Source organism: Bacillus sp. FSL R9-9492 (assembly GCF_038007365.1).
Lineage (GTDB): Bacteria > Bacillota > Bacilli > Bacillales > Bacillaceae_G > Bacillus_A > Bacillus_A mycoides.
On the sequence record NZ_JBBOXC010000001.1, the window covers coordinates 4861919 to 4887737 of the forward strand.

25 protein-coding genes and 1 pseudogene are annotated in these 25819 nt (G+C 34.2%); 13 read left to right on the forward strand and 13 right to left on the reverse strand.

Annotation, left to right across the window (positions count from 1 at the left end):
• Nucleotides 1–163: 163 nt before the first annotated feature.
• Entirely contained in the window at nucleotides 164–496 is a 333-nt protein-coding gene (locus MKY70_RS25025) for a hypothetical protein (RefSeq protein ID WP_088031457.1), read from the reverse strand.
• A 185-nt stretch (nucleotides 497–681) separates the two neighbouring features.
• On the reverse strand, nucleotides 682–897 hold the full coding sequence (locus MKY70_RS25030; RefSeq protein WP_000976189.1) for a hypothetical protein: 216 nt from the start codon (nucleotides 895–897) through the stop codon (nucleotides 682–684).
• Nucleotides 898–1058: 161 nt separating this feature from the next.
• On the opposite strand from MKY70_RS25030, the gene hpt reads away from it, so the two are divergent.
• On the forward strand, nucleotides 1059–1586 hold the full coding sequence (gene hpt, locus MKY70_RS25035; RefSeq protein WP_341025957.1) for a hypoxanthine phosphoribosyltransferase: 528 nt from the start codon (nucleotides 1059–1061) through the stop codon (nucleotides 1584–1586).
• Between the two features lie 150 nt (nucleotides 1587–1736).
• Nucleotides 1737–2639, forward strand: coding sequence for a diacylglycerol/lipid kinase family protein (locus MKY70_RS25040; protein ID WP_002089189.1), 903 nt, complete (start codon nucleotides 1737–1739; stop codon nucleotides 2637–2639).
• A 40-nt stretch (nucleotides 2640–2679) separates the two neighbouring features.
• Here MKY70_RS25040 and MKY70_RS25045 read toward each other — a convergent pair whose 3' ends face one another.
• Nucleotides 2680–3189 (reverse strand): DUF2199 domain-containing protein, encoded by a 510-nt coding sequence (locus MKY70_RS25045; protein WP_341025959.1) that lies wholly within the window; start codon nucleotides 3187–3189, stop codon nucleotides 2680–2682.
• A gap of 202 nt (nucleotides 3190–3391) precedes the next feature.
• Between MKY70_RS25045 and MKY70_RS25050 the strand changes: the two are divergent.
• Nucleotides 3392–4351: pseudogene (locus tag MKY70_RS25050) on the forward strand (Rpn family recombination-promoting nuclease/putative transposase).
• A gap of 39 nt (nucleotides 4352–4390) precedes the next feature.
• Here MKY70_RS25050 and MKY70_RS25055 read toward each other — a convergent pair.
• Both MKY70_RS25055 and MKY70_RS25060 read right to left on the reverse strand, forming a co-directional pair.
• Entirely contained in the window at nucleotides 4391–5155 is a 765-nt protein-coding gene (locus MKY70_RS25055; RefSeq protein WP_060750112.1) for a hypothetical protein, read from the reverse strand.
• 90 nt (nucleotides 5156–5245) lie between these two features.
• Nucleotides 5246–5500: a hypothetical protein gene (locus MKY70_RS25060; RefSeq protein ID WP_060750120.1), complete on the reverse strand. Its 255-nt coding sequence runs from the start codon at nucleotides 5498–5500 to the stop codon at nucleotides 5246–5248.
• A gap of 295 nt (nucleotides 5501–5795) precedes the next feature.
• Between MKY70_RS25060 and MKY70_RS25065 the strand changes: the two genes are divergently transcribed.
• Genes MKY70_RS25065 through MKY70_RS25075 form a run of 3 tightly spaced genes read left to right on the forward strand, consistent with a single transcriptional unit; the run spans nucleotide 5796 to nucleotide 7210 of the window.
• A complete protein-coding gene (locus MKY70_RS25065) occupies nucleotides 5796–6254 on the forward strand; it encodes a helix-turn-helix transcriptional regulator (protein WP_060750113.1) in 459 nt (152 codons plus the stop codon).
• 52 nt (nucleotides 6255–6306) lie between these two features.
• Nucleotides 6307–6777: a hypothetical protein gene (locus tag MKY70_RS25070; RefSeq protein WP_341025962.1), complete on the forward strand. Its 471-nt coding sequence runs from the start codon at nucleotides 6307–6309 to the stop codon at nucleotides 6775–6777.
• A gap of 49 nt (nucleotides 6778–6826) precedes the next feature.
• The gene (locus tag MKY70_RS25075; protein WP_341025963.1) at nucleotides 6827–7210 is read left to right on the forward strand and encodes a hypothetical protein; all 384 of its coding nucleotides are present in this window, start codon (nucleotides 6827–6829) and stop codon (nucleotides 7208–7210) included.
• Nucleotides 7211–7840: 630 nt separating this feature from the next.
• On the opposite strand, the gene MKY70_RS25080 is transcribed toward MKY70_RS25075, so the two are convergent.
• Both MKY70_RS25080 and MKY70_RS25085 read right to left on the reverse strand, forming a co-directional pair.
• Nucleotides 7841–9790, reverse strand: a complete 1950-nt coding sequence (locus MKY70_RS25080) for an ABC transporter permease (protein ID WP_341025964.1) — start codon at nucleotides 9788–9790, stop codon at nucleotides 7841–7843.
• Complete coding sequence (locus MKY70_RS25085) at nucleotides 9777–10547, reverse strand: ABC transporter ATP-binding protein (protein WP_000859659.1); 771 nt, start codon at nucleotides 10545–10547, stop codon at nucleotides 9777–9779. The genes MKY70_RS25080 and MKY70_RS25085 overlap by 14 nt, the downstream gene beginning before the upstream one ends.
• Before the next feature lie 305 nt (nucleotides 10548–10852).
• On the opposite strand from MKY70_RS25085, the gene MKY70_RS25090 reads away from it, so the two are divergent.
• The gene (locus tag MKY70_RS25090) at nucleotides 10853–11725 is read left to right on the forward strand and encodes an AraC family transcriptional regulator (protein WP_341025966.1); all 873 of its coding nucleotides are present in this window, start codon (nucleotides 10853–10855) and stop codon (nucleotides 11723–11725) included.
• Nucleotides 11726–11932: 207 nt separating this feature from the next.
• On the opposite strand, the gene MKY70_RS25095 is transcribed toward MKY70_RS25090, so the two are convergent.
• The 4 genes from MKY70_RS25095 to MKY70_RS25110 all read right to left on the reverse strand — a co-directional run bounded on the left by MKY70_RS25095 (nucleotide 11933) and on the right by MKY70_RS25110 (nucleotide 15277).
• Nucleotides 11933–13507 (reverse strand): putative ABC transporter permease subunit, encoded by a 1575-nt coding sequence (locus MKY70_RS25095; RefSeq protein WP_341025968.1) that lies wholly within the window; start codon nucleotides 13505–13507, stop codon nucleotides 11933–11935.
• Nucleotides 13497–14213: an ABC transporter ATP-binding protein gene (locus tag MKY70_RS25100; protein ID WP_341025969.1), complete on the reverse strand. Its 717-nt coding sequence runs from the start codon at nucleotides 14211–14213 to the stop codon at nucleotides 13497–13499. Before MKY70_RS25100 ends, MKY70_RS25095 begins: the two co-directional genes overlap by 11 nt.
• A 159-nt stretch (nucleotides 14214–14372) precedes the next feature.
• The gene (locus MKY70_RS25105) at nucleotides 14373–15008 is read right to left on the reverse strand and encodes an SdpI family protein (RefSeq protein ID WP_341025970.1); all 636 of its coding nucleotides are present in this window, start codon (nucleotides 15006–15008) and stop codon (nucleotides 14373–14375) included.
• A complete protein-coding gene (locus MKY70_RS25110; RefSeq protein WP_002089211.1) occupies nucleotides 15005–15277 on the reverse strand; it encodes an autorepressor SdpR family transcription factor in 273 nt (90 codons plus the stop codon). The genes MKY70_RS25105 and MKY70_RS25110 overlap by 4 nt, the downstream gene beginning before the upstream one ends.
• 207 nt (nucleotides 15278–15484) lie before the next feature.
• Here MKY70_RS25110 and MKY70_RS25115 point away from each other — a divergent pair, with 207 nt between their 5' ends.
• The 6 genes from MKY70_RS25115 to MKY70_RS25140 all read left to right on the forward strand — a co-directional run bounded on the left by MKY70_RS25115 (nucleotide 15485) and on the right by MKY70_RS25140 (nucleotide 24062).
• Entirely contained in the window at nucleotides 15485–16180 is a 696-nt protein-coding gene (locus tag MKY70_RS25115) for a response regulator transcription factor (RefSeq protein WP_000276730.1), read from the forward strand.
• 2 nt (nucleotides 16181–16182) lie between these two features.
• The gene (locus MKY70_RS25120; RefSeq protein ID WP_002015836.1) at nucleotides 16183–17205 is read left to right on the forward strand and encodes a sensor histidine kinase; all 1023 of its coding nucleotides are present in this window, start codon (nucleotides 16183–16185) and stop codon (nucleotides 17203–17205) included.
• 94 nt (nucleotides 17206–17299) lie between these two features.
• Entirely contained in the window at nucleotides 17300–19270 is a 1971-nt protein-coding gene (locus tag MKY70_RS25125) for an FtsX-like permease family protein (protein ID WP_061688375.1), read from the forward strand.
• Between the two features lie 85 nt (nucleotides 19271–19355).
• Nucleotides 19356–21314, forward strand: coding sequence for an FtsX-like permease family protein (locus MKY70_RS25130; RefSeq protein ID WP_341025971.1), 1959 nt, complete (start codon nucleotides 19356–19358; stop codon nucleotides 21312–21314).
• 19 nt (nucleotides 21315–21333) lie between these two features.
• Entirely contained in the window at nucleotides 21334–22086 is a 753-nt protein-coding gene (locus tag MKY70_RS25135; protein WP_000393251.1) for an ABC transporter ATP-binding protein, read from the forward strand.
• Nucleotides 22083–24062, forward strand: a complete 1980-nt coding sequence (locus MKY70_RS25140; RefSeq protein ID WP_341025972.1) for an ABC transporter permease — start codon at nucleotides 22083–22085, stop codon at nucleotides 24060–24062. The genes MKY70_RS25135 and MKY70_RS25140 overlap by 4 nt, the downstream gene beginning before the upstream one ends.
• A gap of 57 nt (nucleotides 24063–24119) precedes the next feature.
• Here the strand turns inward: MKY70_RS25140 and MKY70_RS25145 are convergent, their stop codons facing one another.
• Nucleotides 24120–24311 (reverse strand): YjcZ family sporulation protein, encoded by a 192-nt coding sequence (locus MKY70_RS25145; protein WP_002069940.1) that lies wholly within the window; start codon nucleotides 24309–24311, stop codon nucleotides 24120–24122.
• 179 nt (nucleotides 24312–24490) lie between these two features.
• Nucleotides 24491–25816, reverse strand: coding sequence for a gluconate permease GntP (gene gntP, locus MKY70_RS25150; RefSeq protein ID WP_341025974.1), 1326 nt, complete (start codon nucleotides 25814–25816; stop codon nucleotides 24491–24493).
• Nucleotides 25817–25819: the final 3 nt, after the last annotated feature.

The following is a 25819-nucleotide window of genomic DNA, read 5'->3' on the forward strand; positions in this document are numbered from 1 at the left end:
CTTATACGTTTTACATCACGTCGCATCGGATGTATTACTAGAATAAACAACAGATGTAAATATAAGATGCAGATGAAATATATTTCATTTAAAGATTTCATTTTAGAAAAATAAAAAAACACCGTAATATATACGATGTTTTTTCGGGTGTGTGTCTCGATATTTATTTGTTACTTTCGCGTGAGTGAGAAGTAGAAAAGGCCGGAGTGATAACTAATTGTCTCGGCTCAGTTTTCTTGAAGTGATTTTTGACGTTACACTTACGACATTGAACGACCCATGCTTTAATAGGATTTGTTAAAATAATTTTTTGCCTTTCGTTAGGGGCCTCTTCTTCCAATTTACAACTATCGCTCCACTTACTCCATTTCATTGTAAATTTAGAAGAAGAATGATCGTCTTCTCGATCAAACATCTGCAAAAAATCCATTTCTCCAGCTAGCATTACGGTGTTACTAGTTGCTAAAAAAGAAAAGGTCGTCCAATGTTTCTCCATGCCCTCCTACTCCTTTTTCACATATAGAGTGCCTAAAACTTAATTTACCTAAAATATGCTTGCCTCTTACCTTACACTTATAGTTTATCCAAAACACTACTATGCAACTATCGATTTGTCTTACAAATCACCTTACATTTTTGTAAGAAACGAAAAAACCTTCACTCTATATACGTGAAGGTTTCTCATTTCTTATCTATAGAATCTTTCATATCATCAAGTCCAGCCTCTTGCAGCTGCGACATCATACCATGGGAAATTGCGCCTAATACTAAAGTCATTCCAATTAGTGAAATGCGAATTGCAGGTACATCAATTATGTAAGCCAACATACCAAGAACAATTGTTAAAAGCAATGCTTTTATAAATGTTACACTTGTATACTGTTTCTTTTTCATCATAATCACCCTTTTTGGAAGCGTTTTCTTAATATTATCAGTATATCATATCACCTGACTATTTTGTGGGGATTTCTGTAAAAACCTTATATCTTCTTTGACTTTTTTCTTTCTATCCTTTACAGTCGAAATGTTCACAAGTTTTACACTGTAGGAGGATTCAAATGAAAATTGAAATAAAAGACACTTTAATTTCTGAAGAACAATTACAAGAAAAAGTAAAAGAACTAGCGCTTCAAATCGAACGTGATTTTGAAGGAGAAGAAATCGTTGTAATCGCTGTATTAAAAGGATCTTTCGTATTCGCTGCTGATTTAATTCGTCATATTAAAAACGAAGTAACTATCGACTTTATCTCTGCATCTAGCTACGGAAATCAAACAGAAACAACTGGAAAAGTAAAACTATTAAAAGATATCGATGTAAACATTACTGGAAAAAACGTAATTGTCGTAGAAGACATTATCGATTCTGGTTTAACACTTCACTTCTTAAAAGATCACTTCTTCATGCATAAACCAAAAGCAATGAAATTCTGTACGTTACTTGATAAACCTGAACGCCGTAAAGTGGACTTAAAAGCTGAGTATGTTGGCTTCCAAATTCCAGACGAATTTATCGTTGGCTACGGAATCGACTGCGCAGAAAAATATCGTAACTTACCATTTATCGCTTCAGTTGTAACGGAATAATATAATAAAGTGAAACCTTAATCAGTGGGGTTTTTTTCCATTCCCAATGATTATTGGCCCGCAAATAGCGGGATCAAATAAGCTTCCATGCATTATTGGTGGAAGTTTTATTTCTACCGTAATTTATAAAAACAAAGGGAGAGATGAAGAATGACAAAAACAAAATTTGAAAAAGTACTCCTCATCGTAAATCCGAAAGCAGGACAAGGCGATTTACATACGAACTTAACAAAAATCGTACCACCACTTGCCACAGCTTTTCCTGACCTACATATCCTTCATACGAAAAAGCAAGGTGATGCAACAAAATATTGTCAGGAGTTTGCTAGTAAAGTAGATTTAATTATCGTCTTTGGTGGTGATGGAACTGTATTTGAATGCACAAACGGCTTAGCCTCTCTTGAAACTAGACCTACACTTGCAATCATTCCAGGTGGAACTTGCAACGACTTCTCTCGCACACTTGGTGTTCCGCAAAATATTGCAGAAGCAGCGAAACTCATTACAAAAGGACATGTAAAACCAATTGATGTCGCAAAAGCAAACGGACAACACTTCTTAAACTTCTGGGGCATTGGACTCGTATCTGAAGTATCAAACAATATTGATGCAGAAGAGAAAGCAAAGCTTGGTAAAATTGGTTACTATTTAAGCACCATTCGAACTGTAAAAAATGCTGAACCATTCCCAGTAAAAATTACTTACGACGGACAAGTGTATGAAGATGAAGCTGTCCTTGTTATGGTTGGAAACGGTGAATATCTCGGGGGTATCCCATCCTTTATTCCGAACGTAAAATGTGATGACGGAACACTTGATATTTTCGTAGTCAAATCAACAGGCATTCAAGCGTTTAAAGATTATATCGGAAAGAAACTATTTGAAGACTCAAATGAAAATGACATCTTCCACGTCAAAGCTAAATCCATTCATATTGAAACAGAAGAAGAAAAAGAAGTAGATACAGATGGTGAAAGCTCTCTACATACACCGTGTCATATTGAGTTGTTACAAGCGCACTTTACGATGATTTATAATCCTAATGTTGTGTAATGAAAAAAACGAGTGATATCACTCGTTTTTTTCTTCTAATCTAATTATGTCGTTGTATAATTTCTTGTATTTCTTTAACTCTCTCTAAAGTAATTCCATTTCTTTGTTCTATCGCTAAAAGGTGATCGGTTGGCTCTAATTCAACATACGGTGCCATTCCAACTTCTCTTATATGTACATTTGTCTTTAAATTTAGTGTTTCTGGATAAACTGGTATTTCTACAGATAACCAGCCAAAATGAGGATCACTATTCTCTCGTCCTCTCTCATCCCACTCTTCTAGTACTTTATCATAACTTTCTTTACTAAGTGATACCCACACAGTCCAGATGAAATTTTCGTGGTAATCAATTATAGGAATCTCTAAACAGCCTCTAATAAAATAATGTTCATCGTCCATTACACAAAGATCTGATGTTAAATAGAAGCGTCCCTCTCTTTCATGAGCCGCTACCTCGTAGTAATAAGATGGTGCTTCACTTCCGTAACATAAAGGGAATGTAAATCGGTTCATTTGTATCTTTTCTCCGGACTTTCTTCTTCTTTTCATCTATTATGAGTTCTCCTATCCTTTAAATTTCATTCACACTCAAAATCCATCCAATTTCACTAGAGTATAACATAGACATACTTGCCTTTCAATTTCTAATAATACTACTAACAAAATAGCAGAAGGGCCTGTTTGCATGGCCTATTTCTTTTTAGGTACAATGAAAGAAAGAAACAACCTGATACAAGGGAGAGGAAAAGCTGTGTTCAACCAACAGTTAGTTAATTTACGCATTGATTTTGCATTTAAACAATTGTTTGGTACGAATGGTAGTGAAGATATTCTAATTGCATTTTTAAACGCTATGTTACAAGAGTCTTTAGAGTCGCCCATTGCTTCTCTACAACTAGAAGATCCACATTTACATCGGGAATATGAAGAGGATAAGTTATCTATTTTAGACATTTCAGCGACATTAAACACAGGAACAAAAGTAAATGTAGAAATACAGCTCAATAATAATCACGATATGATAAAACGTAGTTTATATTATTGGGGAAAATTATACACATCCCGATTACAAAAAGGTATGCCTTACAGTTCGCTTCATAAAACCATCACCATTAATTTATTGAACTTCATAATGTTTTCAGATCACAAAGAATTTCATACAACGGGCACATTATGGAATACACAACAACAGAAACTCTTGAGTGATGACATAGAAATTCACATTGTAGAAATTCCAAAGTTAACAGAACAATAGCATGAAGAAAAAGTAAATCCGTGGAAAGATCCATTTGCTCGTTGGCTTTTATTACTTTCAGCAAATGAGGATGAGCACTTAACTAAAACATTGGAGGATATTGCTATGAACCAAGATCCTATTTTACAAAAAGCGATAAATAAATGGGAACGTATGAGTCAAGATTCTTCTTTCCGACAAGCCTATGACGCAAGGGAGAAAGTTTTAATGGATGAAGCAGCAAAATTCGCCCACGCAGAGACAGAAGGAATAAAAAGAGGAATGGAACAAGGAATAAAAAAAGGGATTGAACAAGGCATTGAACAAGGCATTAAAAAGGGTCGAAAAGAAGGGGTTCAGCAGGGAAAAATTCAAATGATTAAAAATATGTATGATCTTGGTATACCACTTGAAACGATTGCTAAGGCAAGTAAATTAAGTGTGCATGAGGTTGAGCATATTTTAGGATATAAATAGTAATAAAAAAGAGCTTGAATGGTTTCAAGCTCTTTTTTATCAACTTTCCTCAATTCTTTCAATCTTCCAAACTAAACTAGCTGGATTGTTTTTCTCTAAAAAGGTTAATATCCACATAGTTTTTCCTTTGTCGTTCATCAACATCACTTTATGGTTTAACTTCCAAGCCACGTCACTAATATGATTAAACATTTTATACATATCTTCTTCTCTAATAAGCTTTTCCTTTTTGATTAACCGTCTCGTTCTATACTCCCTTATTTCTAAGTACATATCAGCATAAGCCACTTCATACTGCCAAATTATACTACATACATATTTTTTATTCGGACTACTCTTCTTTATATATACAAGTTCATTTTTATAATCCAAATCCAGTACCTTATTGTATGCTTTTTCTAACATCTCTATATCCCAATCACATTCCACAGCTAAACTCTTCATTTCAGTATGAACGATTTGAAGGGCTAATTCTTTTTTCTCTCTATCTGATAAATATGGAAAATCATTTACACTCCCATACTCTACAAACACATTCATATATCCAGGAAAAATTCGATATTTCTTCTCCCACTGATTTAATAATGAAATATCATCCACACAGTAAATCAAAATAACTTTTTCATAGTCTGTTCTTAACTTTGACATATGTCGCTCGTATAAAGAAGTAATACAGCTCGTTTCTTTAAAAAAAGATAGCTCCTCATCATAGTTGCTTGAGGATGTTAATTTTAATGTCTCTAAACTACTTATATGCTCTTTTCTTTTTAGAAAACTTAATCGGATATCTCTTATAATTGGCATTTACTCTCTCCTTCTTAACACTACCACTATGAAATACTTTTACTAATATACCTCTTACATACTTGTATATAATTAATGCTCTAGCGCCAACTAATCAATTTCAACCCAGCCCATTCCCATAGAGAGAAATAAAAGCCCAACTACAAAAAAGAGCGCACCAATTAAAAAGTAGAACGGTGCTCCGTGCAGCGGATCACAAAATAGCTCTAAAATATTTTGTGCCAATACCGTCCATTTATCTTTTTTTGAATCTTTTTCTTTTAATTCTTTTACAAACCTATAAATACTTAGACCAATAAAAAAGATGCCTATTAATAGACATCCTACTATGATAAGAATTCCCAAATATAACACTCCACTTAAAATATCCTTGTTATGTACACCCCATTTTAACTAAAAAAAGCGAAAGAGAACATAATTTTCACTATGTTCTCTTTCGTTTCCCGAAAAACTTCATCACTATTTTCATTTACTCACGATTCGAAAATAAAAACTCGTATGGTTTCTTAACATTTTCTTAAACTAAAAATGAAATATTAATTAGCATGATCAAAAAAGCAAAAAGTAACTCTTTACACTATTATTGACAAATTTACACCTTTAGTGTAAATTTACACTACAAGAAAGAAGGAGATACATTATGGATAAGCAAGAATTTATTGAACTCGTCAATTCAAAATTAAAACTCATTCGTGTTGAGAGCGATTTATCACAGGATAAAATGTCAGAAATTATCGGTTTATCGAAGAAAACATTAGTGGAAATCGAAAAAGGAAGACGCACTCTAACATGGACAGGCGCAGTTTGTGTCGTAACACTCTTTGAACAGAGTGATACAGTCCAGATGACATTCGGAGATGATGTGAATGAAATTATAAAAACGATTGCTTTTACACATTACAATACTAACTTCCCGAAGACTTTAGGAGGAAAGCTGTGGTGGCGACAAATAAAAGAAGTAAACGGTTATAAAATACAACAAAATGTTCTATCTCAACACTATAGAATTTTAGATAAAGAAGACCGTAGAATATGTCATTCATTCGAATTGGATGAAATTGAAGAAAGGTTTATGGAAATGACAAAAACGTCTCAATAAAGAGATCGAAAAATATTTTATTTATACTAAACAATGGAAGGAATAAAATGATATGAAAAAAATAATTATTACAACGTTATCCCTTGGCCTACTAATGGGAGTATCCACTGTTGTGTTTGCAAATACAGGTACAAAAAATGAGGCTTATGCAGCGGAACTAGCTCATTTCAAATTAACTAATCCTACTATCACAAGCTCAGAAGTCAATTCAATAATGAAGCAAAGAGAAGAATTAGATGAATTATATAATCAATTAGATGAATTAGAACTAAGTTATGGAGTTCGTGTCGATAATACAAAAAATCCACATAAAGAACCGAAACACCGTGATGATTTACCAACGGCTCAGCGAGAGAAATGCATTCAGCTAAGTATCAAAGTTTTGGATAAAGAGATTCAATTTTTAGATGCTCAATTTAAAGCTAGTCTTATAAAAGAAGAGATTTATACAGTTGAAAAGAGAAACTTTAATTCCTTTAAAGAAAAGGAATTACAAGAATTAAATCAATTAACTAAGCGCTAATTGATACTATAATCTATAAAAAACAAATAAATATCGGAGTGTAATTCAAGTGAAAAAACAGACAAATATCACTATATTAAATATGTTAATGATTAGCATGTTAATATTAAATCTTTTTATTTTTACATCACGAATGAGCTTTTTACCTTGGTATATTGAAGATGGTTGGGGGTATTTAGGATTATTATTTACATCCCTTATTTTCTTAATTAGCTTCTTTAAGTCTTCGAAGCTTCATAAAGATGGAGAGTTAACTACTCTACAAAAGTTTATTCCACTTGCTTCTGCCGTACTTTCAATCTTTGTTCTCATCATTCCAACAAGTGATTTAATGACTATATTAGCCAATCTGATCACTACAATTATATTAACTATTTATATAATCGTTTTTCAAACAAAGCCTGATTTATCTACGAAAAAACCATTACATTAAAAAGAAGGAGAGTTATCCTACAGAATAACCCTCCTTCTTTTTGTTCTAATCTTTTACACTACCCTCAATAAACTTAAGCCTTTATTCTGGATATTTACTCATCACTGTACTCCTTTTTTGCCTATACAAATACATGCCCTACTTTATCGCCACTGCTACAATACTTTCAATGTGTGCTTTTTCTTATACATGAAATATTTTGTGTTCCTAATTTTATAAATATCTATCCTTAATAAATCTATTCATTTGATATATTGGATATTAAATAAGTTAAAACTTTAATTAGTGAGGATTTTCCTCATCCCTTACTAATTATTGGCCCTTACCAATCGTTTTTTGCTAGATAAACTTTTAACTAATAGTACATTAATGAATTTAGTTTTTAAAAGAAGAAACACCATGGCTACGTCTAATGTGAAATAATACATAAATCATTTAAAGAACAATTATAATCGGACCCACTACCTATCCAAAAGTATCAGATGAAATGGCTATCAAACTTATGGATAGCCCTGCTGCCCGTAAACGCCCTCACTAGCGCTTATCAAAACAAAAATAGCCATTCACCTGAATAAAAAATTAGGTGAATGACTATTTTTCTTGTTCTTATTTCCTTACAGATACCGTCTATTACTTCGCGCTCACAATCTTATAATAAGATCGAACTGTTAAGAAGTAATATCCGATATAAATGACGCCATATACTCCGATACTAATTAGGAGCGGAATCATAATTTCGAATGGTAATAAGTTTGCTAAACCTTTTAGTGCAAATAAGCTATGCAGAATTCCGATTACTAACGGAATCGCAAAGATAAAGCTTACTTGTTTTGCGATAGCTTTTTTCATTTCTTGTTTCGTTACACCAACTTTACGAAGTACAACGTAACGCTCACGATCTGCATTTGCTTCAGTTAATTGCTTAAAGTAAATAATAGAGCCTGTTGCTAGTAAGAATACAAGTCCTAAGAACATTCCGATGAACATCATGAGCCCCGTTCCTTCAAGCCCCGTCTGGAAACCAGTATAGAAATCTCTAAATAGTGGTAACATTTCTGATTCACCAGCTGGCATCACTTTTGCTAACTTTTCTGTTAATACTTTACTGTTTCTTTCATCTTTTACATCAATATTTTTTACAGTACGTGTTCCAAATGCTTGCTTCGCCTGTTCATACATTTCATCTGAAACGACAATCACTAATTCACCTAAGTTCGTAATTGCTGTATTATTTGCACCTTGAATCGTTAATGTCTTCGTTTCATTGCCAATTTGGAATACTGCTTCACTTCCTTTATACCCAGGGCTAAACTCATACCCTTCAATATAAGAGCTATCATATATAAATGCTTCACCAGTAGCTATATTCACTGTTTCTGCATCGATTTTTTTTGCAAGTTTATTAAATTCGGACTGAGACATAAACTGATATTTCTCTGAAATCGTGTAGTTTAGATTAAGAATGAAGTCCACTTTATCCCCTTCAAACTTCCCTTTTACAGGAACCGTCTCAATTTCAAATTGATCTTTGACAGGGTGATTCGCCTTCTCTTCAGCAAAAATCGCATTTACTTTCTTATCAAGCTCTTCATCTTTTTTCTCATAAGAATAACTGTACGGCGCAGCTACTTTTGATTGTGTAAATGTGTTGTAATACATCGTAACTGACGTACCAACCGCTGTTAATGTCACTGCACTTAAAATAGAGATTGTCGCAAGTGACTTTGCATTTCCTTTAATACGATATAGTAACTGTGACGTCGTTACCATATTCATACCGTTATAAAACGATGATTTATTATTTCTTGCACGTTTCAATACGAATACTGTAAAGAACATAAATAGTAAGTACGTACCTACTACTGTCGCCAGTAAAATGTAAAGTGCGACTACCATAAAGTCGGCATACTTAAGTGCTTTCACATACATTAATGCTAAGAAATAACCTGAACCGATTAAGAAAACTGAAATGAATGCCATAATTACTGATCCTTTTGGCATTTCTTCTCCTTCACGTTCTGCGCGGAAAAGTTCAATTAGCTTAAATCGATAAATTAAACGATACCCTTGAAGTGATGTATACAATATAATCACAAAGAAAATAATTGCTGTATCCACAATTGCAGCCATCGGTACTTCAAAATGAACATTTAAGTTTAATCCCATCATGCTTACTAATAATTCAAGGAATAGTTTCGAAAGGATGCTACCAATCGCAATCCCTATAATTAAAGACATTAATCCCATTAACATATTTTCATAAAAGAGCATTTTACCGATTTGTTTTTTACGAATACCGAGTAACGAATATAGCCCAACTTCTTTTTTACGTTTTCGTGTAAAGAAACCGTTCGAATATATAATGAACACCGCTACGAAGATGATTAGCATGACACTTGAAACTTGAAATGCACCGCTAATTTTTTTAGAACCTTCCGCAGCTTTTTCCATTTGTGAATTATACTGCAACGCCTTAAATGTAAAATAGATGACGATGCTAAATATCATAGATGCAAAATATACAAAGTAGTCTTTAAAGTTCCGCTGTATGTTGCGGAGGGCAATACTAGATAAGGTCATCAGCCATACCTCCAGAAATAGAAGACATTACGTCAACGACTTTTTGGAAGAACTGTTTACGTGTTGATTCACCACGGTGTAATTCTTTATATAACTCACCATCTTTAATGAAAATAACTCGTTTACAATAACTCGCCGCAAATGCATCGTGCGTTACCATTAAAATTGTAGAGTTATCATATTCATTTAACGACTTCATACTTTCTAATAAATCTGTCGCTGATTTAGAATCAAGTGCTCCAGTCGGCTCGTCCCCAAATATCATACTAGGACTTGTAACAATCGCGCGCGATGCTGCGCAGCGCTGCTTCTGTCCACCGGATACTTGATATGGGAACTGACTTAAAATATGATCAATACCGAATTTCTTTGAGATTTCAAGAACGCGGCGATCAATCTCACTCGCTTTCACCTTCGATAACGCAAGAGGTAACGCAATATTCTCTTTCACCGTTAACGTATCTAATAAGTTATAATCTTGGAAAATGAACCCTAAATGATCACGGCGGAATAACGCTAGCTTATCATCGTTCATCTTCACGATGTCTTTTCCATCAATTAAAATCTCACCGTTCGTCGCATTATCAATTGTAGAAAGAACATTTAAAAGAGTCGTCTTACCCGAACCAGAAGGTCCCATAATTCCAACGAACTCACCTTCTTTTACTTGTAAGTTAATACCTTTTAAAGCTGCAAATTTATTCCCACCTGTGTCATATACTTTTTCAATATTTTTTGCTTCTAACACTGTTTTCATCTCGACATCCCTCATTTCTTCTATTCTCTATTTTCAACTATATACACTCTCTACTCTTGCCACTATCGATGTTTCTTACACAAACATGACAGTTATGTAAGGCACATAAGTAAAGACATCAGAATTTAACCTAATGTACTAAAGTACTTTGTTACTATAACATTGGGATATCATGCCATCCATTCATTCTCCTTACAGGAACATTACAATTTTGTAAGGTTAAAAATGCCCCCACAAAGTTGTGCATGAAATGTCGGATGGAGCTATTTCGTTCCTGATATTCTATATACAAAGGAGGTCATATAATGGATTCACTTAAAAATATGAATGCGGCAATGCAGTATATTGAAGACAACCTTACACACGAAATTGATTTTAAAGAAGTCGCAAAAATAGCTTTCTGCTCCGAATATCATTTCAAAAGAATGTTTTCTTTTCTAGCTGGCATATCACTATCAGAATATATTCGCTGTAGACGTCTTACCCTTGCTGCCTTTGAACTAAAAGATAGCAATGCAAAAGTCATTGATGTCGCTATAAAATATGGATACAACTCACCAGATTCATTTACACGTGCATTTCAAAATTTGCACGGAATAACGCCTTCAGAAGCTCGAAGTACAATTCGTTCTTTGAAAGCTTATTCACCAATGACCTTCCAACTATCCATTCAAGGAGGAACTGAAATGAACTATCGAATTGAAGAAAAAGAGCCATTTCAAATCATTGGTATACAAAAACGAGTGCCGATTGTTTTTAATGGTGTAAACGAAGAAATCGCTTCTATGTGGAAAAGTTTAGACAGCCAATCAATCGACATATTAAAGTCCCTTTCAAATATTGAACCTACCGGAATTATTAGTGCTTCTACGAATTTTTCTGAAGGAAGAATGGAGGAAAAAGGCGAACTCGATCACTACATTGGAGTTGCCACAACGAAAGCTTGTCTAGAGCAATTCACACAACTTGAAGTATTAGCTTCAACATGGGCTATATTTGAAGCTGTCGGTCCATTTCCTGATGCATTACAAAATGTATGGGGACGTATTTATTCCGAATGGTTCCCTTCTTCAAACTATGAACTAGCGGAAGGGCCGGAAATATTGTGGAATGAAAGTAAAGACGTATCCTCGCCGAATTTCAGAAGCGAGATATGGGTACCTGTTTTAAAAAAGTAATATAAAGGTCTAAACTTTTTCAAAATAAAGAAGCTGCTCTTCCTCTTTAAAGGAAAAGCAGCTTTTTATTTTATCCCTAGTAAAACTCCCACCTCAAAATTCAGGTGGAGCAAAGAAGTTAGGTGGGAGTCGGGCTGCTCGTAAACGCCCGATTGGTGAAGGCTAATAATCAGTGGGGGATGAACAAAACCCCCACTGATTAAAGTTTCACTTTATACTTCTTCTCGACTCGTTCTTATACAAGAAAATAGTAATAATCGCAAGCACTATAACAACTACAAAAGTAAATACTCTGTAGCTCGAAATCGTAGCAGTACCGATTAAAAAGGCAGGTATAACAGCCGTAATTAAACCACCAAACATACCGACAAACGATCCTACACTTTGCTTTACTATTTGAGTTTCTGATACCCAATCATAATAACCAAATCGATTATTAATAAAAATCCCCCATACTGCCGAAAAGAATGAATATGCTATCGGTGTTATTACGATTAAAATAGAACTCCAAACATCTAGTTTTAACCCTATTATCAGTAATACGGCACTAATAAGTGATGCAGGTATACTTAATGAAAGATTCACAAGAATTTTACTGTCATAAATCATCTTTGGCGTAATAGGTAACGACTTAATAATCCATACATTTTTTCCTTCTAAAGACAATGACACACATGTTGTACACGTCATCGAAATCGCTGCTGAAATAGCAAATGGAGCAATCTTTTGCAAAAGCGTCTCGATTCCAGGATAATCTATTAATTGACTTGGTCCTACTACAACTATAGCTAGCGCGAAAGCGATCGCCATCACGACTCCCATTCCACTATTTATTACATACACTGTAGAAGAAAAGAAACGCTTCACCTCTTTTTTATACAATGCAACCAATACACTTTCTTTTCTCATACTATGAATCTCATAATTTGAAAGCATATGATAAGTGGAAATCCCTGTGTTTATTTGCTTATATTTTAGCGAAAGTATTTTTACAAAAAGATAATACCAAATAACTGATATCCCAACAAACAGGATGAACGCTACAATATCAGCATTAACAATTGCTTTTTGAAACATGTTAGCTAAAGGATACACTTTAGTTAATTGCTCTGAAACAATTGCACCAATCCCGTTCATATCATTGAGGCTATGTTGAGAATTCCCATTTTTCATCATAAAGAAACTAAATGTAATAATTACTATAAAACTTAAAATCGTAGTTATTTTATTCGTATTTTTAAATCTAGAAGCGATTGCCGTAATCGCAGCTCCAAAGATCGCTGCTATTGTTGTTGGAATTAAAGATGCTATAAACATACTGATGAACCACATAAAGTAAAAAGAAACTGATGGATTCTCATGTATGCCATAAACAACTCCCATTGGTAGCATGATTATGATTGAAAAGATCGTATTCAGCAAATATAAATACAAAAATCTACTTGTAATAATAGTACTTACACGAATCGGTAATGACATTAAAAGATCGTAGTCCTTAAAAGCAAAAATTTCTCCATTTGCCTTAAATATAGTGAAAAACAGCGTTAATACACTGCTAATAACTAGGGCATAGACTGGAATAATTTCACTCATTCCTAGTTTCACCAACCCATATGCCGAGGCTCCGCAATATAGCATTAACAGGACACCAACTAAGGCAATAGATGCTGACAGTAAAATCTTATTCTGCTTCTTTTTCTTATCTTTTTCGTATTTAAAAGTATTTAAACCGAGCTGCGTTATCAACCTGATTTTTAAAAGCCCTAGACTATTAGTATTCATTAGCAAGCTCCTTCATAAAGAGCTCTTCCAATGAGCCTTCCTTTATTAAAGAATTCACTTCCCCTGAAAGTGCTAATTTCCCTCTATTAATCATCGCTATTTTATTACATAACTTCTCCGCCACATCTAAAACGTGCGTAGAAAAGAAAATCGCACTTCCCTTTTCACAAAGCTCCTTCATAATACCTTTCAATACTACAGCAGCCTTTGGATCAAGACCAACGAAAGGTTCATCTAAAACTAATAATTTCGGTTTATGCAAAACCGCTGATATAATCGCCACTTTTTGTTTCATACCATGTGAATAAGAAGATATTAAATCTCCCAAGTAAGGTGTAATCTCAAAAGCATCCCCATACTTCTGTATCTGTTCTTCCCGATCCTTCGCAGACACTTTAAACACATCCGCAACAAAATTTAAATATTGAATTCCTGTTAATTGCTCATATAAATCTGGATTATCGGGAATATACGCCATTACTCTCTTACAAGCAATCGGATCCTTTTTTACTGAATGTCCATCAACAAAAATTTCGCCCTCTTCAAAATCTATAACTCCTACTAACGACTTAATTGTTGTACTTTTCCCCGCACCGTTATGTCCAATAAACCCAAAGATATCTCCTGCTTGAACAGTAATATTTAAATGATCTACTGCTTTTTTGCCACCTTTGTATGTCTTACTAAAATTTATAATTTCTAACATGTGATTTCCCCCAGACTATCTACATAACTGAATTTTCAGACTCATAAACAAAAAATTTACTCAGTAAGCTTTTCATTCTCCCCACTGAGTATTACAATTTCTTAACACATAAAAACTATAAATATAAAATTTGACTAGTACAGTTCAATCCCTTATTGCTCACAATTGCATTTCTTTTTTATACAAAACATAAGAATATAAATTTGTTATGAGGACAGCAACTACTATAATCCCTAGCATCATATAAGATCTCCAATCAGCTGGAGCGAAAACACTTATAATCATAATGAGTCCTAAAGCTACAAATACTTTTCCACTAAATCGATGTGTTTTCCGCCATACTTCTTCATTACTTAACGTCCAAGGATTACGCATCCCAACGAAAAAGTTAGGCTTACACTGCGGTAAATAATTACCCATCACTAAAAATAAAACACCGACTAATAATTCTGGGACCCGATTAATGAATAAATTATATCCTAATCCACTTGTAATAATATCTATATTTCCTACAAATAGTAGCAATAGTATCCCGTTATTCATCATCATAAAAGCTTTAGAAAATTTCTCGTAATTTGCTTTCTTTGGATCAATCTTTGGTATCACATTTAGAAATACATATAACGCAACCATAATTCCAACCATAGAAATCATTCCGTAAAGTTTAGAAGAATAGCCATCTACCTTACCACCACTCCAATGTGTCGCGATTGTATCCGGCAAATGTGGCCAAGCAAACGCCCATGCGATACAGGTTATAAAAATTAATATAATTGCAAAAAGATGTTTTTTCATTTCCCCTCTTCCCCCTTATTCGTAAACGTAAACACCCAAGTCAATAAATCCTGAAATACAGTTGTGTTTAAAGAGTACATAACGAATTGCCCTCTTTTTTCATCTTGGATAAGTTCAGCATTTTTGAGCGCATTTAGGTGATGAGAAATACTTGGCTTTGTCATATTGAACTGTTCAGCAATTTCGCCAGCTGTTAAATCGCCTTCTTTTAATAAATCTAAAATTTTTCGCCTTGTTGGATCTGCTAATGCCTTGAATGCTTGATTCAATGTCTTTCTTCCTTTCGATAATTAGACATTTAGATATTTATCTAAATATTAAATTGAAAACCAGTAATTGTCAATTGTATCCATGACCTTTTTTACTTTTTCCACTTTTGACCTATACTGTTACTAGCTTATATTTCAACATAATGAAAAGACGGGAAACACATGGTACACTATAGCTACAATTGTTTTTTTAGGAGGAATATACATATGTATAAAATTTTAATCGTTGAAGACGATCCAAATATTTCATCATTACTACAATCTCACATTCAAAAATATGGCTATGATGCTGTTGTTGCGGAGAATTTCGATGATATTATGGAATCGTTTAACGCTGTGAAACCACATCTTGTTTTACTTGATGTAAACTTACCGAAATTTGATGGATTCTACTGGTGCCGTCAAATTCGTCATGAATCTACTTGTCCAATTATTTTCATTTCAGCGCGTGCTGGTGAAATGGAGCAAATTATGGCGATTGAAAGCGGTGCGGATGATTACATTACGAAACCGTTCCACTACGACGTTGTAATGGCAAAAATTAAAGGTCAATTACGCCGTATTTACGGTGATTATGCACCAAATATTTCTGAGCGTATCGTTGAAGTTGAAGGACTAAAACTATTCCCTGAGCGTCCAGAAATTCATTTTGGAGCTGAGCAAGTTCTTTTAACGAAGAAAGAGGCAATTTTAGCAGAAATGCTATTATCCAAATTCCCACGTACAGCGAGTCGTGAAGATTTATTAGCTGCACTTTGGGATGATGAGAGCTTCGTTGAGGAAAATACATTAAACGTAAACATTACGCGTCTTCGTAAAAAGTTCAATGAGCTTGGTATTGAAAATGCTATTGAAACAGTACGTGGACTTGGGTATCGTTTTAACGCAACTTGGAGTGAATAAGCATGAAACTATTTTTACGTGATCATTTTGCATTTTTCCTACTATATGTATTAAACTTCGGAATCATTTTCGTTCTTTATGATGCAGTAGACGGATTTCAAAATAATAAGTTTTACTTCATCGTTTTAAGTTTATACTTATTCATCTGTTTCCTCGCTTATCGTTACGTTCGTAACCGTAGAATGTATCACAGATTAAGTGAACCACCAGAGAAACTGGAAGATGCGTTTATTGAAAGAGCGACTGCTCCTATGCCACACGGTGTAAACGAGCTCGTTCGTACGCAATATCGTCTATTCCAAAAAGACCTACAAACATTCGAAGTAAAACAGCAAGAACACCAATTATTTATTAACCATTGGGTGCATCAAATGAAAACGCCTGTTTCTGTTATGCAGCTTATGGTGCTTGAAATGGAAGATGAACATTTAATCCCGAAATTCAAAAAAGAATTAGAACGATTAAATCAAGGACTCGATATGGCTTTATATATGGCAAGGCTAAATAACTTCCATGAAGACTTCCATGTTGAGACGATTTCATTAAAAGATGCTGTGACAAAAAATATTAACGGATTGAAAGAATTATTCATTCGAAACGGAGTCTTCCCCGTTTTAGAAGTTCATTCAGATTTAAAGGTTGCTTCTGATGCGAAGTGGCTAAAGTTCATCATTTATCAGTTAATGACAAATGCAGTTCGCTACTCTGGTGAGCGCGGAAAGAAAGTTTTCTTATCAGCTTATCGCAATGGTAAAGATATTATTTTGGAAGTTCGTGACGAAGGCGTTGGTATTCCGCAAGAAGATATTCGAAGAGTATTTGAACCTTTTTACACTGGAAAAAACGGTCGTGCATTCGGAGAATCTACTGGTATGGGGCTTTATATTGTAAGTAAAATTTGTGATTATTTAGGTCACTCTGTGAAACTAGACTCTGAAGTTGGTAAAGGAACGACGATTAAAATCATCTTCCACAACGCTGCAAACAATCAAGCAGAAAATACAGAGAAGGTGACCGAAGCATGACCATAACATATGCTAGCAAAATGTATGAGAATTTACTCTCATACATTTTTTGCAATAAGACTACATATCGGCCTTCTAACGGGAGGCATATATTATGACATTTTGGCAGTTTGCATTTAAAAATGTAACGCGCAACTCAAGAGCTTATTTTGCCTATTTTTTAAGCAGTTCCTTTTCCATTGCTGTTTTCTTTTCGTTTGCTGTTTATTTATTTCATCCGAAATTACAAAACTCCAATATGATCTCTGAAGTTTCAGGATTAATGATTTTTTCAGAAGTTGTCATTGTCTTGTTCTCTTTTTTCTTTTTACTATATTCAATCGGATCGTTTTTAAAAGTACGTAAAAAACAATTCGGCGTTTTGACCGTTTTAGGAATATCAAGAAAACAATTACACCGTCTCGTTTTCACTGAAAATATGTTAATTGGTATTTTATCTATCTTTTTCGGTATGCAGTTTGGACTTGTCTTTTCGCAGTTTTTCTTATTAGTAACAGCGAAAATTACACATCTACCAGGGATATATTTATATATCCCTACGAATGCTTTCATTTTAACGACGATTGTGTTTCTTGGTCTCTTTATCGCTGTATCTTCATTTACACCCCTGCTAATTCGTACGAAAAAGACGGTAAACCTTTTAAAAACTAATGCTGGGAAACAAAAGGAAAGAAAACCATCCATATTTATCTCTCTATTTGGCGCTATCTGTTTAATAGGTGGCTACGCTTTAGCGAGCAAACCAATATATTTCGTATCAATAAGCCCACAAATAGGAATGGTTTATATGCTTTCAAGTATTTTCGTCATTCCGGCACTCGTTTCAATCGGAACATATTTCTTCTTTTCGCAAATTAGTTTCTTGCTCATTCACCTGTTGAAAAAGAGACGGAATTTTTATATGAAGCGTATTAATATGCTCTGGATTTCTGATTTAGCTAGCCGCATTCGCTCAAATATTAATATGCTTTTCGTTGTGGCAATGCTATCTACAATTGCTTTTACGATGATTACATTTTTATATGGGTTCGGGAAATTTATGAAGCTTGATGTTGAACGAAATTCGCCATTCGCATTTTCATATTTCTCATTTGATGAGAATCCATTTACTTCCCAGCACTTAAATTGGCTAGAAAAACAATTAGAAGATGGGCAATTCTCTTACGACAAAATTAAAGTAGATTTATACGCTACGCCTGTAGAAGCGAAAAATAATACAGAAATTTATTATGACACATATGCCATAAAGCAAAGTGACTATAATAAACTCGCTACGTCATTACAATTACAAAAACTATTTATAAATGAGAATGAAACATATATATTATCTGGAGCAGCATATGTCCCATTATTTACTTCATTCGATCCAAATTACAATAGAACACATATTACACTCGCTAATACAAATTATAAGCTACAAATAAAAGGGATCAAAATAGATAATACCCTCCCGTCTACTTTTGCTTATGAAACATTAGTATTATCTGATTCTGCCGTTAATAATTTACCAACTAACACTAAACATGTGACAGTCTATAATTACAACGTAGAAAACTGGGAGAATACATATGCTATTGCTGATGAGTTTGTAAAACGAGCAGATAAAGACCGCGCGAGTATCAAGCACGAAGGATCTCTCGTTCGTATTTTTGAATCAGGTAACTCTTTATACAGAATCAAATCCGGAAGTGCTTCCTACTTCCTTATTGGTACATTCCTTGGGATCATTTTCTTTATTGGAGCTGGTAGTGTACTGTACTTCCGTATGTATACAGATTTAACAAACGAGCAAGAAAAATATGTAACGATTACGAAGATTGGCTTAACAGAATCAGAAATGAAGCGTTCAGCGACCATTCAACTTGGAATCTTATTTTTCGTTCCATACATTATGGCTTCTATTCATACGATGTTTGCGACAAAGATGTTGCAAGATATTATTAACTTATCATTGTTCGCTGAAATTACGGTTGTACTTGTGATTTTTGGAACAGTTGAGATTATCTTTTTCCTATTAATTCGTTCACTTTATATGCAAAAATTATCGCAACATATTAAGTTTTAAATAAGCAAAAGGTGAGCTTTATGAAAAGAGTATGCGGACCCCCTCATACTCCTTTCACATTAACTCTATTAGGAGGTTTAGGCGCATGACATTTTGGCAGTTTGCATTTAAAAACGTGACGCGGAACGCCAGAGCTTATTTCGCCTATTTTGTAAGTAGTGCGTTTTCCATTGCAATTTTCTTCTCGTTTGCAGTTTATTTATTTCATCCTAAATTGCATATGACAGGCGTGAATGCTGCTCTGAACATATTAATGACAATCTCAGAAGTTGTCATTGTATTCTTTTCATTTTTCTTTTTACTATATTCAATCGGTACTTTCTTAAAAGTACGAAAAAAACAGTTCGGGATTTTAACAGTACTTGGCATATCTCCAAAGCAATTAAAGAGGCTCGTATTTCTAGAAAACATGCTAATTGGTGGCCTATCCATATTTTTCGGCATTCAATTTGGCCTTGTCTTTTCACAGTTCTTTTTATTAGTTACCGCCAAAATTACTCATGTGCCTGGTTTATATTTATATTGGTGGCCTACAGCTGCTATCATTTTAACTATAATTATCTTTCTTGGACTCTTCATTCTCGTATCATCTTTTACACCGATGCTAATCCGTACAAGAAAAGCTGTACGTCTTTTAAAAGAAGGAACAAAACAAAAAGAAAGAAAAGCATCTGTACTCATCTCTCTCTTTGGTGCGATATGTTTAATATCTGGATATGTTTTAGCAGCAAACCCACTATATTTTATGTCACTAGGAGATATCGCTGGGCTTTTGTACGCTGCCTCCTGTATATTTGTCATCCCATCACTTGCTGCAGCTGGGACATATTTTTTCTTCTCACAAATTAGCTTCTTACTCATTCGCATATTAAAGACGAGAAGAAAATTTTATATGAAACGTATTAATATGCTTTGGGTTTCTGATTTAGCAACTCGGATTCGGACAAATATTAACATGCTCTTTATCGTGACGATGTTATCGACACTCGCTTTTACAATGATTACATTCTTATATGGGTTTGGGAAATTCACAAAGTTTGATGAAATAAGGCAAAACCCTTTCCCGTTTACTTATTTATCACATACTGAAAATACGTTAGCTGATGAACATTTAAACTGGTTAGAGCAAAAATTTAATGAAGAGCACTTTACTTATACAAAATTTAAAACAGACATATATGAAGTATCTTCAGCAGAAGATAACGCGCAGCTCTATTATGCCATTAAACAAAGTGACTATAATATACTTGCTAAAGCATTAAATTTGGAAACGCTCACCGTAAGTAATAATGAGTCTTATATCCTTATTAAAGACATAGATGATCAATTCATTGGAACAGTTTTTGATCAAAAAAAGAGAAATACTCTGACACTTACTCAAAACTCTTTACATCTACAAGTGAAAGAATATAAAAGTTATAACCCTTTCCCGAATAGCTTAATATCACAACTTCTCGTATTATCTGATGAAAATGTAGAAGCCTTATCAACCGCTTCAAAACAGATGAGTGTATATAGCTTCAAAGTTCCAGATTGGGAAAAGGCACATAATATCGGTTCAGCATTTATAACAAAAATTGATAATGACAATGCAGCTATTCAGGCAGAACATCCACCGTTTCATGCAAGTGAAGCAAGCGATTCTCTATACAAAACAAAATTAAATGTTGCTTCGTTTTTCTTAATTGGTACTTTCCTAGGTGTTATTTTCTTTATCGGAGCTGGCAGTGTTCTTTACTTCCGTATGTATACAGATTTAACAAATGAGCAAGAAAAGTATATAACGATTACAAAAATCGGTTTAACAGAAGTCGAAATGAAGCAATCCGCTACAATTCAACTTGCGATTCTTTTCTTTGTTCCTTACATTATGGCATCGATCCATACGATGTTTGCGACAAAGATGTTACAAGAGATATTACATCTATCATTATTCGCTGAGATTACAGTTGTACTTGTAATCTTTGGAACGGTTGAAATTATCTTTTTCCTTTTAATTCGTTCCTTTTATATGCAAAAATTATCACAACATATTAAGTTTTAAAAATAGAAAGGTGATTATTATGGAAGAAGTATTACACATAAAAAACGTCTCAAAAGTGTATGAAGGAAAGGTCCCTCATACTGCTTTAAAAAATATAAATTTACATGTAGATAAAGGAGAATTTGTTGCTATCATGGGACCATCTGGTAGCGGTAAATCTACATTTTTAAACGTTATCTCTACAATTGACTCCCCTACTTCTGGTGATGTCGTGATTAATGGAAAAAAACCGCACACATTTCGTAGAGAGAAACTAGCTATTTTCCGCCGCCAAGAGTTAGGGTTTGTTTTCCAAAACTTTAACCTATTAGATACACTAACAATCGGTGAAAATATCGTACTGCCTTTAACTTTAGATAATGTTCCTTTAAAAGAGATGGACGAAAAACTCGATAACATTTCAAAGAAACTTGGAATTGATCATATTTTGGACAAGCGTATTTTTGAAGTTTCTGGAGGACAAGCACAGCGTACCGCGGTAGCACGCGCTGTTATTCATCATCCGTCACTTCTACTTGCGGATGAACCGACAGGAAACTTAGATTCTAAAGCAGCAATTGATGTAATGGAGCTATTTACGAAATTAAATAAAGAAGAGGATGCCACAATTTTAATGGTTACTCATGATCCGTTTGCAGCAAGTTATTGTAACCGCGTTATTTTCATTAAAGATGGTGGGCTTTACAATGAATTACACCGCGGACTATATCGCGAGAAATTTTATCAAGAAATATTAGATGTTTTAGCATTATTAGGAGGAAGGCGTGGATGACGTTTTGGCAATTTGCATTTAAAAATGTCTCGCGTAATTCTAAAGCATATTTTGCTTATTTTGTAAGTAGTGCTTTTTCTATCATGGTTTTCTTTTCATTTACTGTATACGCGTATCATCCACGCTTACAAAATGTACAAAGCTTTCAAGATCGAGATCCTCTAATGAACTTAGCTAGTACAGCACAGCTTGTGATTGTTATGTTCTCGTTCTTCTTTCTCTTATATTCAATTGGAACATTTTTAAATGTACGGAAGCAGCAATTCGGGATACTCACGATTCTCGGTATCTCACAGAAACAATTAAAAAGACTGTTATTTACTGAAAACATGATAATCGGGATATTGTCCATCTTTATCGGTATACAAGGTGGCCTAGTGTTCTCTAATTTTTTCTTATTAGTCACTTCAAAATTAACAAGTGCGAAAGGTCTCTATTTATATTGGCCAACAGAAGCGATTATCGTGACAACCGTAACGTTTATCATTTTATTTTTAATCGTTTCTACATTTACACCTATGTTTATTCGGACTCGTAAAACAGTCCATCTTATTAAAGGGAACAAGCAAGTGACAGCCGAAAAAAGGCCGTCTATACTCATTTCGATATTTGCTTTAACTTGTTTAGGCTTATGTTATTATATTGCTGGTTATCCACAAGGCTACGTAACCGAAAAAAATGTGCAAAACGGATCTGTCTTCTTTATTATATTATCTATTTTGCCACTCGTAGTAATCGGAACATATTTTTTCTTTTCACAAACATTTCTTCTTTTTATCTATATTTTAAAGAAGCGTAGAAAGTTTTATTTGAAACAAATAAACATGTTATGGATTTCAGACTTAGTTGCTCGTACCCGTAGTAATATTAATGTACTCTTTATCGTTTCTATGCTATCTGCGCTTGCATTTACGATTATTATCGGACTATTTGCTGCGAATAATAATACAAAAGCGTCGATACTAGAGCGATATCCTATTCCCTTCACATACAAATTAGAAGGGGATCATTCCCTTGAACGAAAGCACGTTAATACTATTGAATCCGAACTTTCCAATGCTCATTTTCAATATAAAAAATATAAATTTACGCTTTTAAAAGATAATGCTTCAAAAGAAGAGATTGTAATTATGAAAATGAGTGATTATAACGAAATTGCTAAGCAGTTAAAGAGACCTACAATCACCCTTGATTCAAAAGAAGTTTACATTATTTCTGGTTATTCACCAGAGCTATTAAACCTTGTATCAAATCCATTTGTAAAACAAAATACAATTACGCTTGAATCCAATAAAAAGGAGTTTTATATAAAGGGATTTATTAACAAAGGAATAGCACCACCATTTGCATTAGCAAATTTAGTTATTATGCAAGATTATGCAATCGATACTATGATTCCTCATATTGAAACCATTACAGTTTATAATTACTTCGTGGATAATTGGGAAAATGCAATTATTCCAACGAAAAATATATTAAAAAGTATTAGTAATGACACCGAAAAATATTATGAGGCACATAAAGACGATAAGCATGCATCTCCCGTCCCTTTTAATATTTATACAGCTACTGATGAGTTACTCCATAATAAAGGAAATGCAGTTGCTCAATTCTTTATTTGGGCATTTCTTGGCTTTATCTTCTTTATCGGTGCGGCTAGCGTTTTATACTTCCGTATGTATAACGACTTAACGAATGAAAAACAAAAGTACATTACGATTACAAAACTGGGCTTAACTGAATCAGAAATGTTTCGCTCCGCAACGATTCAATTAGGAATTTTATTTTTCGTTCCTTACATCGTTGCTGGTGTTCACACGTTATTTGCGGTTAAGTTTTTACAAAGCATGTTTTCTTTCTCGTTACTAAAAGAGTTACTGATTGTACTCACCTTTTTCGGGATTATCGAGATTATTTTCTTTTTCTTAATCCGCTCTCTGTACATTAATAAATTATCACAGCATATAAAAATATGAATAAAATGGCCTTGTGCATATTGCACAAGGCCATTTTCAATAGTTTTTAAATAATTATCAGCAATATCCACCATAGCCGCCGCCATAGCCACCATAACCGCCGTAACCACAAGAACCTCCGCCTCCGCCGAAGCAGCTAGCACCGATAATAATTAATAAAATAAACAATACGATTAGAAGCGCAAAACCGCCTCCGCACCCACGTCTGCGGTCGCAATCATCATGTCTGTGTTCACACTTTTCGCTCATTACTCTATTCCTCCTTTAGTATCATTCATAACAAGATCGTCTTGCTCTAAATGAGGGGATTCCATTTATATTATGTTTTCAGGGCAAATCGGAAGCTTGGCACTCCTAAAAACGGGCTTGTTTCATGAAAAGAGCCCCAACACAAAAAGAGGATACCTTTAAATAGGCACCCCCTTCTTCTAAACAAACATATTAAGTAAAAGCGCAAAGCCGAATGCAATAAATGATAACAATGTCTCCAGCACCGTCCACGTTTTAAACGTTTCTTTTACTGTCAAACCTAAATACTCTTTTACAAGCCAGAATCCTGCATCATTTACGTGAGAAAACATTAATGAACCTGCACCGGTTGCAATAACGAGGAATTCTAAATTTACACCAGACATGTGCTGAATAACCGGTGAAACAATTCCAGCTGCTGTCGTTAATGCTACAGTAGCTGAACCTGTTGCAATTCTGATTAATCCCGCTACCATGAACGCTAAGACGATTGGTGATAATGAAATATGTTCTGCCATTTGAGCGATGGCTGTTCCAACGCCGCTTTCAATTAATATTTGTTTAAATCCACCGCCTGCACCAATTATTAAAATAATGGAACCGACAGGTAGTAAACTTTCATCTGTTAATTTTTTAATCATCTTTTTATTAATTCCTTGTTTTATACCAAGCAAATAAAACGCTGCGAAACATGAAATAAGTAAAGCGATTACCGGACTTCCTACAAATACTAAAAATTCAGTTATTTTTTTCGGTAATGAAATATATGGTGCGACTACTGATAAAATCATTAAAACTACTGGTAATAAAATGATAAAGAATGAAGCTTTACGACTTGGCAAATCAGTAGATACTGTCGTAACTCGAACAAGCTCCGGTTCATTTTCAGGTATAACCCTCTTATGTACCCACTTTGCAAATACCGGTCCTGCGATAATTGCTGTTGGTAACGCGATAATTAATGAATACAATAGTACCTTCCCTAAATTCGCATTATAAATACCGATTGCTGTCATCGCACCTGGATGCGGCGGCACTAGCCCATGTACAATCGATAATCCAGCAATAACAGGTAACGCAATTAACAATATATTTTGTTTCGTTGTTTTTCGAATTGAAATAACGAGTGGTAATAAGATGACAATCCCTACTTCAAAAAATACTGGAATCCCTATAACAAATCCGGCGAATAACATAGCCCAAGGTAATTTTTTCACCCCGAAGAATCGAATGAAGAAATCTGCTACTTGCATGCCAGCCCCTGAATCAGACATCATTTTCCCTAAAATTGTTCCGAGAGCCAAAATACCAACTAAATGCCCTAGTACACTACCAACACCAGTTTCATAGGCAGTAACAATTTTGGTCAAGTTCAACCCAGACATAATAGCTAAAAATAGACTAGCAACTGTTAAACTAATAAATGCATGCCACTTCCACCACGATACCCCTAAAATAACAATTGCGATCGCAATTAACGTGACGATTAATAAGTATATATCCATATC

Coding starts and splice junctions, on each gene's coding strand:
- MKY70_RS25145 (WP_002069940.1), bottom strand. CDS start 24,311: ATGAGCGAAAAGTGTGAACACAGACATGATGATTGCGACCGCAGACGT.
- MKY70_RS25030 (WP_000976189.1), bottom strand. CDS start 897: ATGATGAAAAAGAAACAGTATACAAGTGTAACATTTATAAAAGCATTG.
- MKY70_RS25115 (WP_000276730.1), top strand. CDS start 15,485: ATGTATAAAATTTTAATCGTTGAAGACGATCCAAATATTTCATCATTA.
- MKY70_RS25125 (WP_061688375.1), top strand. CDS start 17,300: ATGACATTTTGGCAGTTTGCATTTAAAAATGTAACGCGCAACTCAAGA.
- MKY70_RS25090 (WP_341025966.1), top strand. CDS start 10,853: ATGGATTCACTTAAAAATATGAATGCGGCAATGCAGTATATTGAAGAC.
- MKY70_RS25065 (WP_060750113.1), top strand. CDS start 5,796: ATGGATAAGCAAGAATTTATTGAACTCGTCAATTCAAAATTAAAACTC.
- MKY70_RS25120 (WP_002015836.1), top strand. CDS start 16,183: ATGAAACTATTTTTACGTGATCATTTTGCATTTTTCCTACTATATGTA.
- MKY70_RS25025 (WP_088031457.1), bottom strand. CDS start 496: ATGGAGAAACATTGGACGACCTTTTCTTTTTTAGCAACTAGTAACACC.
- MKY70_RS25140 (WP_341025972.1), top strand. CDS start 22,083: ATGACGTTTTGGCAATTTGCATTTAAAAATGTCTCGCGTAATTCTAAA.
- MKY70_RS25040 (WP_002089189.1), top strand. CDS start 1,737: ATGACAAAAACAAAATTTGAAAAAGTACTCCTCATCGTAAATCCGAAA.
- MKY70_RS25085 (WP_000859659.1), bottom strand. CDS start 10,547: ATGAAAACAGTGTTAGAAGCAAAAAATATTGAAAAAGTATATGACACA.
- MKY70_RS25055 (WP_060750112.1), bottom strand. CDS start 5,155: ATGCCAATTATAAGAGATATCCGATTAAGTTTTCTAAAAAGAAAAGAG.
- MKY70_RS25070 (WP_341025962.1), top strand. CDS start 6,307: ATGAAAAAAATAATTATTACAACGTTATCCCTTGGCCTACTAATGGGA.
- MKY70_RS25105 (WP_341025970.1), bottom strand. CDS start 15,008: ATGAAAAAACATCTTTTTGCAATTATATTAATTTTTATAACCTGTATC.
- MKY70_RS25135 (WP_000393251.1), top strand. CDS start 21,334: ATGGAAGAAGTATTACACATAAAAAACGTCTCAAAAGTGTATGAAGGA.
- MKY70_RS25130 (WP_341025971.1), top strand. CDS start 19,356: ATGACATTTTGGCAGTTTGCATTTAAAAACGTGACGCGGAACGCCAGA.
- gntP (WP_341025974.1), bottom strand. CDS start 25,816: ATGGATATATACTTATTAATCGTCACGTTAATTGCGATCGCAATTGTT.
- MKY70_RS25095 (WP_341025968.1), bottom strand. CDS start 13,507: ATGAATACTAATAGTCTAGGGCTTTTAAAAATCAGGTTGATAACGCAG.
- MKY70_RS25045 (WP_341025959.1), bottom strand. CDS start 3,189: ATGAAAAGAAGAAGAAAGTCCGGAGAAAAGATACAAATGAACCGATTT.
- MKY70_RS25100 (WP_341025969.1), bottom strand. CDS start 14,213: ATGTTAGAAATTATAAATTTTAGTAAGACATACAAAGGTGGCAAAAAA.
- hpt (WP_341025957.1), top strand. CDS start 1,059: ATGAAAATTGAAATAAAAGACACTTTAATTTCTGAAGAACAATTACAA.
- MKY70_RS25080 (WP_341025964.1), bottom strand. CDS start 9,790: ATGACCTTATCTAGTATTGCCCTCCGCAACATACAGCGGAACTTTAAA.